Source organism: Photobacterium gaetbulicola, assembly GCF_003025515.1.
In the GTDB taxonomy this organism is placed as follows: domain Bacteria; phylum Pseudomonadota; class Gammaproteobacteria; order Enterobacterales; family Vibrionaceae; genus Photobacterium; species Photobacterium gaetbulicola.
The window spans coordinates 99734-115827 of sequence record NZ_PYME01000008.1 but is presented as its reverse complement, the minus strand read 5'-3'; the positions used below and the strand labels follow the sequence as shown (position 1 = coordinate 115827).

The 16094-nt window shown below is 48.9% G+C and carries 11 protein-coding genes; 3 read left to right on the top strand and 8 right to left on the bottom strand.

Annotated features, from left to right (window positions below; translation table 11 throughout):
* Nucleotides 1-107: 107 nt before the first annotated feature.
* Nucleotides 108-686 (bottom strand): NUDIX hydrolase, encoded by a 579-nt coding sequence (locus C9J03_RS09145; RefSeq protein WP_044620763.1) that lies wholly within the window; start codon nt 684-686, stop codon nt 108-110.
* A 146-nt stretch (nt 687-832) separates the two neighbouring features.
* On the bottom strand, nt 833-3184 hold the full coding sequence (mrcB, locus tag C9J03_RS09140) for a penicillin-binding protein 1B (protein ID WP_082060441.1): 2352 nt from the start codon (nt 3182-3184) through the stop codon (nt 833-835).
* Nucleotides 3185-3380: 196 nt separating this feature from the next.
* Here mrcB and C9J03_RS09135 point away from each other — a divergent pair, with 196 nt between their 5' ends.
* Nucleotides 3381-3833, top strand: a complete 453-nt coding sequence (locus C9J03_RS09135; protein ID WP_044620762.1) for a hypothetical protein — start codon at nt 3381-3383, stop codon at nt 3831-3833.
* Nucleotides 3834-3909: 76 nt separating this feature from the next.
* On the opposite strand, the gene C9J03_RS09130 is transcribed toward C9J03_RS09135, so the two are convergent.
* Both C9J03_RS09130 and C9J03_RS09125 read right to left on the bottom strand, forming a co-directional pair.
* Entirely contained in the window at nt 3910-5616 is a 1707-nt protein-coding gene (locus tag C9J03_RS09130; protein ID WP_044620761.1) for a phospho-sugar mutase, read from the bottom strand.
* 210 nt (nt 5617-5826) lie between these two features.
* Complete coding sequence (locus C9J03_RS09125; RefSeq protein WP_044620760.1) at nt 5827-7728, bottom strand: DEAD/DEAH box helicase; 1902 nt, start codon at nt 7726-7728, stop codon at nt 5827-5829.
* 462 nt (nt 7729-8190) lie between these two features.
* On the opposite strand from C9J03_RS09125, the gene C9J03_RS09120 reads away from it, so the two are divergent.
* Nucleotides 8191-10191: an exoribonuclease II gene (locus tag C9J03_RS09120; RefSeq protein ID WP_044620759.1), complete on the top strand. Its 2001-nt coding sequence runs from the start codon at nt 8191-8193 to the stop codon at nt 10189-10191.
* A 120-nt stretch (nt 10192-10311) separates the two neighbouring features.
* Nucleotides 10312-10866 carry a DUF1415 domain-containing protein gene (locus tag C9J03_RS09115; RefSeq protein ID WP_044620758.1) on the top strand — a complete coding sequence of 185 codons (555 nt, stop codon included), beginning with the start codon at nt 10312-10314 and terminating at the stop codon, nt 10864-10866.
* Between the two features lie 552 nt (nt 10867-11418).
* Here C9J03_RS09115 and C9J03_RS09110 read toward each other — a convergent pair.
* From C9J03_RS09110 to malE, 4 genes are all read right to left on the bottom strand, one after another.
* Nucleotides 11419-11622 (bottom strand): hypothetical protein, encoded by a 204-nt coding sequence (locus C9J03_RS09110; RefSeq protein ID WP_044620757.1) that lies wholly within the window; start codon nt 11620-11622, stop codon nt 11419-11421.
* Nucleotides 11623-11861: 239 nt separating this feature from the next.
* On the bottom strand, nt 11862-12752 hold the full coding sequence (malG, locus tag C9J03_RS09105) for a maltose ABC transporter permease MalG (RefSeq protein ID WP_039465681.1): 891 nt from the start codon (nt 12750-12752) through the stop codon (nt 11862-11864).
* Between the two features lie 11 nt (nt 12753-12763).
* The gene (malF, locus tag C9J03_RS09100; protein WP_044620756.1) at nt 12764-14347 is read right to left on the bottom strand and encodes a maltose ABC transporter permease MalF; all 1584 of its coding nucleotides are present in this window, start codon (nt 14345-14347) and stop codon (nt 12764-12766) included.
* Nucleotides 14348-14412: 65 nt separating this feature from the next.
* Entirely contained in the window at nt 14413-15594 is a 1182-nt protein-coding gene (gene malE / locus C9J03_RS09095) for a maltose/maltodextrin ABC transporter substrate-binding protein MalE (protein WP_044620755.1), read from the bottom strand.
* Between the last annotated feature and the right edge of the window lie 500 nt (nt 15595-16094).

Below are 16094 nucleotides of genomic sequence, written 5' to 3'. Positions count from 1 at the left end.
GATGATTCAGACAAATTACGCCCACAAAAAACGGCCTCATCTGAGACCGTTCGAAGTAAATTTCCAACCATGCTTCGCTGTCTAGCGGTGATGGCTCAAGCAGCCAATCAGCTTGCGGCTTTAAAGAGGGTTTCCCCATCTTCCGCCGTTCCTTTGCCCAGCAATTCAGCAACAATGGCTTTCAGCAAGAAGGTTTCACGTTCGATCGACATGCCTTTTTTCTCGCTGTTGGCAATGGTGTGCTCATTGTGGGCAATCGCATCATAGATATTGATCCAAACCGGCTTCATACCGTTTTTCACTTCATAATCTTCCAGCTTAGTGTCGCCCAGCTGCTCATCGATGCTACAGACGTAACAGTAAGAAAGCATATGCATGATGTCATGTTCTGGCTTGTACCATGGGCGGTACTCTTCGTAGATACCAAACTCACGAATATCACGGATGTTTTGTGCGCCAGTTTCTTCCTGCAGTTCGCGGATCAACCCCTCAATGGCATCTTCCCCTTCATCAATGCCACCCCCCGGTAAGGTATAGTCGTGGTATCGCTCGGTGTACAACATTAGGATATTGTCACCATTGAGGATAATGCCCCGTGCCGCCTTACGATGAAACGTATTATGATGAAGCTCAGAGGTATCAAGCTCGTTTAAATCAGGGTGCACAGTTGATTTTAGTAGTCGCATATTTCTTTTCCGAACGCTTCTGCAAGCGGTGCATTCTAGCCGATAACCCCGCAATCCCCAAATCAAAGCGATTTGGGGCAGACACCAAGCCACAAAACCCCGCCACGAATGCTCGCTGAATAGGCCTGAGATTAGCCCGTTGGGTCTTAATTGAACTGGAATAAACGCTTAAAGAAATACTCTACTTTACGCACACACCCCTGCTTCAATGTCCCTTGAGGATCCCAGGCGGGTAGGTGTGTTTGCCCGACACAGCTTTGCGATAAAACACCGTGTTGATCACGGTAATAGTCAAAGTCACTAATTTGAGCCGGGGTCTGTAAGACCAGAGGTTCCGGATCGCGGCTTTGGATATAGTCTGCATACAAACGGAGCGGGCCTGACGAGCCGGTAAGCTTAACGGCCTTGTTATCATCGCGCCCCATCCATATGGTTACCACTTCACGGCCATCGACACCGACATACCAGCTATCTCGTCCTCTGTCGGAAGTACCGGTTTTGCCGGCCAAACGCGAAGACGGCAGCAAAGAATTCAGATAACGCCCGGTACCTTCGCTTACAACACGTTGTAGGCCATACATGGTCAACCACGCAGCCTGTAGTGAGACAGCCTGGGTTGATACAGGCAAGGATTGATAAAGTATATTCCCTTCGCTATCAACCACCGCTCCCAATGCCGAAAGTTCAGTTCGATGGCCGCCACTGGCAATGGTCTGATACATCTGGGTCACTTCTACCGGGGTCAGGGTAAATGCCCCGAGCAGCATAGACGGCAGCTTCGGCACTTCATTTTTATCAATACCGAGCTTTTCCATGGTGTTGATCACTTCATCCAGGCCGACAGCCATGCCCAGATTCACCGTCGGGATGTTATAGGACTTCGCTAAGGCGCTATACAGCGGTACCTCGCCCCGGTACTGCCTGTCATAGTTTCGAGGCGACCAATTCTCCCCGTTCTGGCCCTTCAGGGTCAGCGGCCTGTCTTGAAGGCTGGTTGCCAGAGAAAAACGCTTCGGCATCTCAAGAGCGGCCAAATAAACCGCAGGCTTTACTACTGAACCAATTTGGCGCTTGGCATCAACGGCACGGTTAAAACCGTCATATCCCGGGCGGGAGCCGCCCACCATCGCACGAATCTCGCCACTGACTCTGTCAGCAATAACAACGGCAGTCTCAAGCTGGTCACCCGCCTTTGATTCTAACTTCGGAATAACCTTACGAACCGACTGTTCAGCCATTGCTTGTGAGCGAGGATCCAGTGTAGTGAATAGCCTTAGCCCCCGCCCCGCTTCATAGTTTTTCACCTTCGCGGCCAGTTCCCGCTGAAGCTGACCGAAATATGCAGGCTGACGATTTGAAATCGTACCTTTCGCTTGGATATCAAGTGGCTTTTCCGCAGCTGCAAGATAATCGTCCTGTTCCAGCACGCCATTTTCAAACATTAACTGCAACACCAAGTTACGGCGGTTTTTGGCGCGCTCTGGGTATCGCCAAGGGTTGTAATAAGATGGCCCCTTAACGAGCCCAACCAAGAGGGCTTGCTGATCAACACGCAACTCAGACAGCGGCAAACCGAAATAGAAACGCGAACCTAATTCAAAACCATGTACTGCATCTCGGCCACTTTGTGCCAAATACACCTGATTCAAATACGCATCGAGGATCTGATCTTTGCTGTAACGGTAGTCGATAATCAGCGCCATATAGGCTTCACGCGCTTTACGCCACAGACTGCGCTCACTGGTCAAAAACATATTCTTGGCCAACTGCTGAGTCAGTGTGCTCCCCCCCTGGACGGTGCGGCCAGCCTTGAGGTTTGCGATAAACGCCCTCGCAATGGCCGTTGGCGAAATGCCGTCATGCTGATAGAAGTCCCTGTCTTCTGTTGCAATCAGTGCATCAATCAAGTCTTGTGGCATTTCATCCATTGGCCGATAGATACGCTGCTCTTCTGTTTGTGCTTCTAGCATGCCAAGCATCTTGGGCTCAACTCGGATATAACCCAGCTCTCGGTTAGACTCAGCCTCAGTGATCGACTTTACTTTAGAGTAGTCAAATTTGACCACCACATGCCGAGCTTCCTGCTGACCATCACGGAACTCAAAAGGACGGCGGATCATTTCAACTGTCAAGCGGCCTGTCGAGTATTCACCCGGGCGGGTCGGCTTGCTTACCTTGCGGTATTTCAGCGCTTCTAGTTCATTGACCAAGTCTTCATAACGAACCAGCACACCCGGTTGTAGCGACAGTTCACGCGCGTAAACAACCGAAGGAAGCTGCCACAGTTGCCCCTCAAACTTAGTGGTGACTTCATCATTGATATCCATGCCCATTTTAATCAAGCCTCCCGTAGTGAGTAGGCAGACTCCGACTACGGCAAACTTTAATTTCCGGTAAGAACGACGTGGCTTGACACTTTTCTTCGGTGCCGAGGATTCAGATGATGAGATACCCAGTTCTGTTATTTGAGGCTCAATGCGCTTCTGTTGCTTGGTCATAATGTCGCTTTCGTTACAAATTCGCGCCGACCATACCGCAAGGTTTACTGTGCTTTGTCAGTAATCTGTCAAAGCATTATCCCCCTATTTCGCCACACTTACCTGCAAACCAAGTAAACGCCGTCCGATTGCTGGAAATTACGTTCAAAATCACGCAAAATACGCGCCCCACAACTGATAGCCAAGCAGAGATACAATGGAACGCGATTACAAACTAGAGTGCCTGATGACGATGCCACGCCATGAGCTGGAAGAGTTCAGCTTAAGGGTGATTGGCCGCATGGTGCCTGAAGATATGATGCAAGAAATCTTTACCTTTGAGCAGGAAGAGATTGACAGCGAAGATCGCATGAAATCTGCACAGTTCGATGCCATGCTGCGAATGACAGCCATCGCACTTGGTGAAGTCAGCACCGCGTTTGCCGCATCGGAAAATGCCAACCAGAATACCGTGCGCATGACCCGCCTTATACTTTGGCATTTCTACGCGATGTCATTCAACCTGGAAGAAGCAGTCACCTTAGAGCAGCATTGCGAACAGGTAGAAAGACTGTTGGTCAACGCGCCCAAAGACGCATTTGGCTGGATTAAAGTACTGACCGACTTGCTTCACACTTACGCTGAACTCAACGAGCAGCGTAATGGCTAAGCAAGCCATCCCGGTGGCTTTTGCTATGTAGGTCTTTCCCCAGCCAGTACGGCACAACCTCGCTGGGGAAACGACATTATTCCAGTGAAGCCTGATGCTTACGAATCAAATCCTCCATTGCCTGTTGGGCATGCTGCTGAACATGGCTGAAACAGTCTTCGTGGCTCATCGCTTCAACCACTTCGTAATAACACTTGAGCTTAGGCTCTGTCCCCGACGGCCTGACCACCACCCGGGATCCATCGTCGAGGTGATAAATCAATACATCACTTGGCGGTAGGTCTATCTGCTCAATCTGCCCATCGGCATGGATACGCTGCGACAGTTTCAAATCATCAATAATGGCCACCCCTCTTCCGGCTATATGGGTGGGAGGCGTTGCGCGCAAACTGTCACCTACCGGTGGCGAACCCGGTTGCAAGGCGATACTTCGCTGGGCGTTGATATACAGGCCGTGCTCCCGGTAGATAGACTCAAGCTGGTCCCATACCGTTTTTCCTTTTGCCGCCAACTCTGCTGCTAACTGGGCAAACGCCACCAAGGCGGACAACCCGTCTTTATCCCACACAGTATTACCAACGGTGTAGCCTAACGCTTCCTCATAGGCGAATAGAAATTGACTGTCTGCGGTTTGTTTTTCCATCGCGACGTTGGTCAACCACTTGAACCCGGTCAACGTCTGGTAGAACACGGCATCCATCGACTCGGCGATTTTCTTGAGCAAGGTGGAAGAAACAATGGTGGTACCAACCAAATTTTGGGTCGGGGCAGCATGGGTCAGCAAATAATGCCCCAGCAAGGCACCGACCTGATCCCCAGTCAGCATTTGGTATTCCCCTTCCTCCGTTCTCACTGCGACGGCAAAGCGATCGGCATCAGGATCATTGGCACAGGCCAGCATGGCTTGATGCTTATCGGCTTCCGCAATTACAAGATCCATTGCCCCGGGCTCTTCCGGGTTAGGGAAGTTAACGGTGGGAAATGTCCCATCGGGCTCGCGCTGTGCGGCCACACTGTAAACTTTGCTAAACCCGGCATCGGCCAACAGTGATTCGGCCAGCTCCGCACCAACGCCGTGCATTGCAGTGTAGGCAAGACTCAGAGCCTCAGGCTGATGTTGATTTGCAAGCAGCGGGCTATTATTCAACGCCCTACGGTATTCAGTATAGAAATCGTCATTTAACCAGACCAGCAGCCCTTGCCGCTCTCCATCCTCAACCGAGTGGTGCGGTAACGGCTCTGCAGCAGCGATATCAATTTGACCGGCTATACCCGAGTCGTGAGGAGGAATAATTTGGGCGCCATTACCCCAGTATACCTTGAACCCGTTATACTCCGGTGGGTTATGACTCGCAGTGACGACCACGCCTGCTGCTGCATTCAACTGACGGACACCAAAGGCGACCACTGGGGTGGGTGCCACTTTTTCTGTCAGATAAACCTTGATCCCCATGAACGTTAGCATTGCAGCAGCATCGTGGGCAAACTGACGCGAATCCGGACGGCCATCATAGCCAATGACCACCCCCTTGAGCGCAGACTGTGGTTCAACCTGCTGCAGGTACTTACCTAGCCCCAATGCCGTTTCTTGAATAACCAGCCGGTTCATCCGATTTGGTCCGGCCCCAACGATCCCGCGCAGCCCGGCAGTACCGAAGGCCAGTCGAGAAGCAAACCGCTCAGCCAGCTCTGATTGGTTATTACCATCAACGAGCTGTTGTAGCTCTTCGCGTGTCACCGGATCAGGATCCCGTGCTAACCATGTTGAGACTTCTGGTTGCATGTCGACTTTCCCTTTTTATAACCATTTGGAAAAGTATAGAGCGTGTGCCACAGGGAACAATCATCACTGTCTTAAAAGACAGACTTGGCATCATGAAGATCAAGTCATTAGAAGATTGCAAGTGGGCCACATTTTACGGGCATAAAAAAATCCAGCCCCAAGGGAGCTGGATTCTCAAGTCATCAAATCAGATTATGTAATCTAAGCTGATTAATCTTCGAAGCGAGGCTTACGGTCGCGACGAGGTGCACCATGGTTACGCTCACCACGGAAGCTACCACGGTTGTCACCGCCACGGTTACGGTCGAAACGACGCTCACCGTCACGACGAGGGCGGAAGCCTTCGCGGTTACCTTCACGGTTACCATCACGGTTGCCATCGCGGTTACCACGGTAGCCACCACGGTTGCCATCACGGCCGCCACGACGGTGCTCACGCAGTACATCGTCAGCGACAACGACAGCTTTCGCTTCGTTCTGACGAATGCGTAGCTTCTTAAGCTGTGCAGCCACTTCGCTAGTCATCTTCTTAGGAAGCTGAACGTAAGTGTGTTCTGGAGCCAGTTTGATTGCACCGATGAACTCTTTGCTTAGGCCAAGCTCGTTTGCGATTGCGCCAACGATATCTTTCACCTGAACACCTTGCTCACGACCAACCTGTAGCTGGTATGTATCCCAGTCAGCAGTGTTGAAGCTACGACGTTCACGACGCTCACCACGCTCACCGCCACGGTCATCGCGACGACGCTCACGGCGCTGCTTGTCACGCTCGATGGCAGCAATCATTGGGTCTGGACCTTTGTAGAACAGAGGACGGTTACCCTGCTGGCGCTTAAGTAGCATAGCGGCAAGTGTTGAAGCATCAACTTCGATAGTTTCTTGTAGTTTCTCCACCAGCTCAACAAAAGCTTCTAGGCTTGCTTCTTCTTTCTGTGCTTCTAGCTCCTGACCCAGGCGGTTCAGACGGGCTTCAGCAACAGCGTCACGTAGCGGAAGTTGGATTTCTTCCATGCGAGACTTAGTTACGCGCTCGATAGTACGCAGCATGCGGATCTGGTTAGTACGAACCAATAGGATCGCTTTACCGTTACGACCAGCACGACCAGTACGACCAATTCGGTGAATGTACGACTCAACATCGAATGGGATGTCGTAGTTAAATACGTGCGTAATACGTGGCACGTCAAGGCCACGAGCAACAACGTCGGTTGCTACCAAGATATCGATAACACCTTTCTTGATGTGATCAACAGTACGCTCACGAAGAGACTGAGGAATGTCACCGTGAAGTGCCGCTGCTTTGAAGCCGCGTGCAGATAGCCAATCAGCCAGACGCTCGGTATCCTGACGAGTACGTACGAATACGATAGACGCATCAGTATCTTCAGTTTCAAGAAGACGCATCATTGCTTCGTCTTTCTCTACGCCTTTAACAACCCAGAACTGCTGCTCAACCTGAGATACAGTACGGTTTTCACCAGCAACGTCGATACGCGCAGGTTCACGCAGGAAGCGGTCAACGATTTCTTTAACCATTGGCGGCATAGTTGCTGAGAACAGAACACGCTGTGCTGTTTCTGGCGCTTGCTCCATGATCCAAGTAACGTCGTCAACGAAGCCCATTTTCAGCATTTCGTCTGCTTCATCAAGTACAAACGTGTGTACTTCATCAAGGTGTAGACGATCACGCGTGATAAGGTCTTTAACACGGCCAGGCGTACCAACAACAATGTGGGCACCGTTCTTAAGGGCACGCATTTGATCAACGATAGAAGCACCACCGTAAATCTCTAGAACTTTCAGGCCCTTAACATTCTGACCCAGAGTCTTGATTTCAGCAGCAACCTGAATCGCTAGTTCGCGAGTCGGTGCCATAACAATAGCCTGTGGCTTGTGCTGGCCAAGATCCAGTTTGTTTAGCAGTGGCAGTGAGAATGCCGCTGTTTTACCTGTACCTGTCTGCGCTTTACCTAGTGCATCAGTACCAGTAAGTAGAAGAGGAATAGACGCCGCCTGGATAGGAGTCGGCGCAACGAAGCCCATTGAGTCTAGTGCGGATAGTAGTGTGTCGGCCAGGTCTAACTGGCGAAATTCTGTAACAGATTCTTGCATTGGGATCCCAATAAATGATCTAACGTAAAACGGGGCCCCTACTGCTATAAAACGGTTCTGCAACAGCAACCACAAGCATGGGCCTCGACTATAGAGGCGCGCATTGTGCGCCATTACAAGATAAAAAGCCAGAAAAAATTGAGCACTGTCACAAATTAACCTTCAAGCACCTATTATTTATACAATAAGTGCAACAGGGCAGCCATTTTCGAGGAAAATTAATCACTCATCGCATTTAAAACACATTTCATTTGCCCCTATTTGACCGACTTTTGTTACAAATAGTTGCTTCAACGCCCCCTGAGCCTCGCCAACTCATTCCCCCAAGAGCGAATTATCGCAACCGCTGATTAATTTCCTGCTTAACAAATATGATAATCCGATGTCAGCATCGGCTTGGCGCTTGGTTTTGTGGGCTGAAAACTTTATAGTGTCCCTGTTAACAACCTGAGACCGGGCATAATGTTTCAAGATAATCCTTTACTAGCACAGCTTAAAAAACAAATTCAGGAAACACTTCCTAAGAAAGAAGGCAGCATCAAGGCAACTGACCGTGGCTTTGGCTTTCTTGAAGTCGACAACAAAGAAAGCTTCTTCATTCCACCTAACTATATGAAAAACGTTATGCACGGTGACCGTGTTATGGCGGTTATTCGTACGGAAAAGGAACGCGAAGTCGCTGAACCACAGGAATTGATCGAGCAATTCATTACTCGTTTCATTGGCCGAGTGAAACTCATCCGTGATCGCCTGCATGTTGTTCCCGATCACCCTCAGCTGAAAGATGCTATTAAAGCTCGACCTGTCAAAGGTCTAAACCCGGAGTTGCTTAAAGAAGGCGACTGGGTTGTTGCCAATATGACTCGCCATCCATTGGTGGGTGACAACAAGACGTTCTTCTGTGAAATCAAAGAAAAGATCACGGACAGCAACGACAAGATTGCGCCTTGGTGGGTCACACTGGCTCGTCACGATCTGCCAAATGCCGAGCCTGCTCCGCAGGACAGCTGGTCAATGCTCGAAGAAGGCTTGGAGCGTGAAGATCTGACTGAGCTTCCATTCATCACTATCGATGGTGAATCAACCAAAGATATGGATGACGCAATTTACACGGTTGCCAAGGAAGACGGTAGCTTTGAAATCACTATCGCCATTGCCGATCCTACTTCCTACATCGAAGTTGGCGACAAAATGGATAAAGAAGCGCGTGAACGCGGCTTTACCATCTACCTACCGGGCCGTAACATCCCAATGCTGCCTCGCGAACTGAGCGATGAGCTGTGTTCGCTGCTAGAAAACGAGAAACGCCCAGCCCTTTGCTGCCGCGTCAGCATCGACAAAGATGGAGTGATCCAAGACGATATTCACTTCTTTGCCGCCTGGATCACGTCGCAGGGCCGTTTGGCTTACGACAATGTTTCTGATCTGCTTGAGCACGGTGCTTGTGAAAACTGGGCGCCGAACGAAACCATCCTCGAACAAATCAAGGCCCTGCACGGTTTTGCTAATGCGCGCAGCGACTGGCGTGCAGCCAACGCGGTGGTATTCCCGGATCGTCCAGACTACCGCTTCGAACTGAGCGAAGATAACGATGTTGTTGCTATCCACACCGATCCACGCCGTACTGCGAACCGTATGATCGAAGAAGCGATGATCACAGCGAATATCTGTGCGGGTCGCGTAATGCAAGAAAAGTTCGGTTTTGGTGTTTATAACTACCACAACGGCTTTAATCCTGAAAAATTGGATACTGCAATGGACTTCCTGACCAAAGCCGAAGCACCATTTGAAAAAGAACAACTGCTGACGCTTGAAGGCTTCAGTGCCCTTCGTCGTTGGTTGAACGATCAGGACACGACATACCTAGACAACCGTCTGCGTAAATTCCAGGCTTACAGTGAAGTAGGTAACAAACCTGCAGCCCACTACGCGATGGGCCTTGATGTCTACGCGACCTGGACATCGCCTATCCGTAAGTATGGTGACATGATAAACCACCGCCTACTTAAAGCGGTTATCTCAGGCCAAGAACCTAGCCAGACACCGGACGATAGCGTGGGCGAAGAGATCGCGACCCACCGCCGCAACCACCGCATGGCCGAACGCGATGTGGCCGATTGGCTATACGTTCGCCTGCTAAAAGATGCCGTCAAGGACGCAACTGTGTTTACTGCTGAAATCTTCGACATCAACCGTGCCGGTATGCGTGTTCGCCTGCTTGAGAATGGCGCAGCCGCCTTCATCCCGGCTCCTCTTATCCTCGACAACAAAGAGCGTATTGAGTGCAACGGCGAATTAGGCGTTGTGAACATCGACAAGATGAAAGAATACCAGCTTGGCGATCAGCTTGAAGTGACCATTGCTGAAGTTCGCTCAGCGACACGTCAGCTTGTTGCCAAGCCAGTCAAGCAGTTCCCGGCACCGGAAGCAGAGAAAGCACCAGCAGAGTCTGCTGAAGCCTAATCTGTCGCCAGGTTCCAAATTAATAGGCCAGCGTTAGCTGGCCTTTTTTATGATATTCACTATAACAATACCGTTAACTAACTCTGCCACATTGCTCAGTGGCCCAACCAGAAGTCAGCTATGCAAAATACAAAAAAACAACAAGTACACCAGCAAGTCCAACAGTGGCTGGAACAGGTCGTCATCGGGCTAAACCTCTGCCCTTTTGCAGCCAAGCCCAATCGCAACCAGCAAATCCAGATCTTCATCTCCGAGGCGCAAAGCGAAGATATTCTGTTGGAAGAGATCTACCAGCAGCTCAAGCAACTCGATCGCACTCCAGTAGACGAACTGGAAACCACCTTAGTCGTAACACCAGGCCTCTTCGATGACTTTGCAGACTATAACCAATACCTTGACCTTATTGATGCGCTGGTCTTCCAGATGGGTTACCAAGGTATCTATCAAGTTGCGAGCTTCCATCCTGACTATTGCTTCCATGGCACAGAGCCCGAAGACGCCGAGAACTTAACAAACCGCTCCCCTTACCCCATTTTTCACCTGATCCGTGAAGAGAGCATGGAAAAAGTGTTAAAACACTACCCTGATCCTGAAGGGATCCCGGAGCGCAATATCGAGCGCGTTGAGGGACTATCCCCAGAGGAAATTGAAAAGCTATTTCCTTTCCTTAAATAACCCGACAAAACGCGGCGACGAAAGTTAAGGGAACAACGGTCGTCACCGATAAGACTTTACCGGCGGGTGATTCAAGCCAGTCGCAATGCCGCAGATACAAAAAAACCCGAACAGTTGTGTCGGGTTTTGGTTACTAAATAAACTTACTCTTTGTGCAAAGGTAAGCCCAGCTATGCAGCAACGCCAATGTCATTTGGAGCCCAGCTTACCCTAACAGATCGGCGGCCAAACCTTCGTTAGGCACTAGGCCCGGGAGTTGCTTGCCTAAGTGAAAAACAAGCATGTTGTTATTATTCATCGGGGCACTCATTTATACCCCACTAGAATGATTCTATCAGCACAAACTAGAATGTGGAACTATAAAAATGGCTTAAATAGTTAAAACCTATCATTTATTCAAAATTTTACTTTTTGAGCAAGTTGATAATAATAAACAGAAAGTCATCACAAAAAAGCAATAGGAAACATGATTATAGATTGACGGTTAATTGATATTTTATAAATAAAAAAAGTGACCATATTGATGATCACTTTTATAAGAATGAGGCAAATCTAATTGTTCGAGCCTTCCTTCATCTCTTTTTTAAGCTTAGTACATTCATAGACCGGAATGGCTGTTACACCCAATATCTTCCCTTCATACATACAGATTATTTGTGGTGCAGTCACTGTACTACCGCCACTGTGACCCGATGAAGAATTGGCGAAAGTAAATCCAGAAAAAGCAAGCATCATCAGAACAAGTATTGTTTTCATTAGAAGCCTCCACATATTTGGGTTTATTCACAACGTAAACCAACTTCTAAAGCGTAGCAGTTATTATCTGAAATAAAAGCAATATATCGCTTTAATGGGATGATATCCGCTTCCCTGCTTTACTGATAAGAATCACACTTACCACAATGACAAACACTCTGTAGCTGGAGTTTCCCATAAAAAAACCGGATGCCGAGGCATCCGGTTTGCGTTGCTACGTCAGGCAAACAGTGGATAAATTACCCTTTCACACCACCTGCTGTTAGACCACCGACCAAGAACTTCTGGGCCAGAAGGAAGACGGTAGTAATAGGAATCGCTGATAGCACTGCGGCCGCCGCAAAGTCACCCCATAGGTAGTTCTGCGGGTACAGGTACTGCTGCATACCAACCGCTAGCGTATAGTTGCTTACATCCGTCAGTAGCAGTGAGGCTACCGGTACTTCAGTCACCACACCGATGAACGACAAGATAAATACTACCGCAAGAATCGGCACCGACAGTGGCAGAAGAACCAAGCGGAATGCCTGCCAAGGCGTTGCACCATCCAAAGCTGCCGCTTCTTCCAGTGAACCATCGATGGTTTCGAAGTACCCCTTGATTGTCCAAACGTGCAGGGCAATACCGCCAAGGTAAGAGAAAATCAGGCCACCGTGTGTATTTAGCCCCAAGAACGGAATGTACTGACCCAAACGGTCAAACAAGGCGTACAACGCAACCAGAGCAAGTACCGCAGGGAACATCTGGAAAATCATCATCCCTTTCAGGATAGTGCTCTTGCCTTTGAAGCGCATACGAGCAAACGCGTAGGCACTGGTTGTCGATAGCGCCACGATGATGATAGAAGTAATACCTGCTACCTTCACGGTGTTCCACAGCCATAGTAGTACTGGGAATGGCGGTGGTGTCACGCTACCGTCACTGTTGGTCACCGAGAAGCCTAGCGCTAATCGCCAGTGATCAAGAGTTGGGTTACTTGGAATTAACTCACCACCAGCAAAGTTACCTTCACGCAGGGAGATAGCAACAATCATCAATAGCGGGAAGATCGTTGCAGCCAAGAACAAGCACAATCCAATGTGTGTTGCCCATACCCGGTATTTTAATGACTTAGGTTGAACCATTGGCATGACGTCTCTCCTTAGTCCTGCTCAAGCTTAGTGTTGGTAAATTTCAGGTTAAGTAGTGCCATACCACCGACCAATAGGAAGATAACTGTTGCGATTGCACCGGCTAGGCCGAAGTCTTGACCACCGCCACCTTCGAACGCGATACGGTAGGTATAACTTACTAGCAAGTCAGTGTAGCCTGCTGGCTCTGAGGTGCCGACCATGTTCGGACCACCAGAGGTCAATAGCTGAATCATAACAAAGTTGTTGAAATTAAAGGCAAAGCTGGCAATCAATAGCGGCGTAAGCGGCTTAATCAACATTGGTAGTGTGATGTTGAAGAAATTCTGGATTGGGCCGGCACCATCAATGGCAGACGCTTCGTACAAATCTTCAGGAATTGACTTCAACAGGCCCATACATAGGATCATCATGTAAGGGAAACCAAGCCAGGTATTTACCAGTACAACCATCACTCGGGCCATGACCGGATCAGAGAACCACGATGGCTTAATCCCGAACATGGCATCAAGCAACATGTTTATCTCACCGAAGCTCTGGTTAAACAAACCCTTGAATATCAGAATCGAGATAAATGACGGTACCGCATAAGGAAGGATCAACAGTACTCGGTACACACCACTGTATTTAAGCGGTTCCCACTGAACAATAACGGCAAGGATCATACCCAGAGCAAGTGTCAGGGCCACCGCAAGGAAGGCAAAGACAACCGTCCACACGAAGATGCCAATGAAAGGCTCTTTGATACCATCATCAGTCAATACACGCTCAAAGTTGGCTGCACCGACACCGACCACGAATCCAGGTGAAATTGGTTTTTCGACGAACTCACCATTGGCATCAACAGGCTGGTAGAAGCCAATCTCATAGTTTGGCTTGAACAGCTGATTGGTCTCGTTGTTCAGTAGTGACTCGCCATCGTCCTGCAAAGTAAACAGCGGTGTTTCAGCCGCGAATTTACGCAGGCCACTCATACGAATGTGCTCACCGCTTGGCATCTCCAGTTCAACCTTGTTCAGGTTTGCACGGTTTTGCACGATAGTACGGATAACTTCTTTCTCGCCCTGCACCGCATCAACCTGATGCAGATTCATGAAGTCTTCAGCAGGCGGGTTGGAAATATCGAACACTTCCGAAGCCAAGAGATCACCATTGGATTTAATGATTAGCTGGTGACCGTTTTCCACCTTGTACAAATCGAAACCGTAGCTTTCCCCTGACAAGAAAGATCGTTGCTGCAGCACATTCTGCGCACGCTCTAGAGACAACTGGTTAGAGGCACTGTAGTTGGTAAATGCCAAGCCAACCGTATAAATCAGTGGGAAGATAACGAAAATAATCATCCCGGCGATACCAGGATAGATATAGCGATGGGCGTAGGTTTTCTTACTACCAAAAATATAAAGAGCAAGAGCTGTGAGAACAACGGTAAGAAGCGCGAAGGGAATTTCACCCTGGGCGTACATTAAGACAGTAGCATAACCGTTAACCGTACCGATCATGCCGAGTAGTGACCATTTCAGCCACTTACGATAATTTAATTTCGAACTTTCCTGAGGTGAATCTAGAAGTTCTGCACCTTGAACTGACTGCATCTCAGCTCCTTGCTAGCAAAATGTCAAATAAAGATGGGGAGAGTTACCCCTCCCCGTAAAACGTATTACTTAAGAATGTGACCCGCGGCGGCGTCTAGGGCGTCATCAACACTCTGGCGGCCGTCTACTACGTTCTGGATTGCGTTACCCTGTGCGTACCAGAATGCGGTCATTTGTGGAACGTTTGGCATGATCTCACCGTTCATTGCGTTGTCCATTGTCGCGGCAATGCGGGTATCTTTATCAAGCTTCTGCTGGAAAGACTTAAGCGCAACAGCACCTAGAGGCTTATCAGCATCAACTTTTGCCAGACCTTCATTTGTTAGTAGGTAGTTTTCGATAAACTCAACAGCTAGGTCTTTGTTAGGAGAAACTGCGCTGATGCCTGCAGTTAGTACACCAACAAAAGGTTTAGACGGGTTGCCGTTTAGTTTCGGAAGTAGCGTGACACCATAGTCGATACCAGACTTCTCAATGTTACCCCAAGACCATGGGCCATTGATTGTCATTGCAACAGTACCTTTGTTGAACTCAGCTTCAGAAATGCTGTAATCCATGTCTGGTGAAATAACTTTCTTATCAACCAAGGACTTGATGAAATTCATGCCGTACTTCGCACCGGCGTTGTTCACACCTACGTCTTTTACGTCGTAGCCGTTCGCGGTGAATTTGAAGGCATAACCACCGTCAGCAGTCAGAATTGGCCATGTGAAGAACGGTTCTTTCAGGTTCCACATGATCGCTTTCTTGCCGTCCTTCTGAAGCTTCTTGTCTAGCGCTTCAATGTCTTCCCAGTTCTTAGGCGGGTTTGGAACAAGATCCTTGTTGTAAATCAGTGAAAGTGCTTCAACAGCAACAGGGTAGCCTACGTATTTGCCGTCGTATGATACCGCGTCCCAAGTGAAGTCGATGATTTTGTCTTTCATCGCCTGAGACGGGTTGATTTCAGCCAGTAGACCTGCTTTCGCGTAGCCACCGAAGCGGTCGTGGGCCCAGAATACGATATCCGGACCATCACCAGCGGCAGCAACCTGTGGGAAACGCTCTGCAAGGTTATCAGGGAAAGCGACAGTGACTTTTACGCCAGTGTCTTCTTCAAACTGTTTACCTACTTCTGCCAAGCCGTTATAACCTTTGTCACCATTAATCCAAATGGTAAGTTGACCTTCTTCAATCGCTGCATGCGCAGATACTGAACCAAGAGCAGCAAGGGTACATAATGCGACTGTGCTGAGGACTTTCTTCATTGTTAACATCCTTCATGATTGTTATTGATTGTATTGCAGAGGTCATTCCGCGATACAAATTTCAGTCTGTATCTTCCAACAGTATCAAGCACTCGGCATCATCCTGCGTCCTACGCCCCCACCCCCCAAGTGTGAAAAGCGTGATCTCCGTCGTTTCGCTTAGTGATGCAGATCTAATAACGACGGTTGATTGTGATACAGCGCACATACTAACGGGAATAAAAGCTCCCTTCAGCCCTTACAATGACAAAGTGTGATCTAAACACTCCTCCCCCCCTCATCCCCCTTTTTATTTATTGATAAGGAGGATGTTTCAGCACTTTTTCTCGGCAAGAATACAACCATACCCACTGGGGTAGTTGAAGACACTGTTCTTTTCTTAGGTAAATGCGCTTTTGCACTAACCACTTTTTTTAAAGACGACAGCACCATTTTATTTCTTGGGGAAGTAGATAATTTGGATTTTGTCAGGGTAGGCGTTGATTCCCTAGTGAATCACG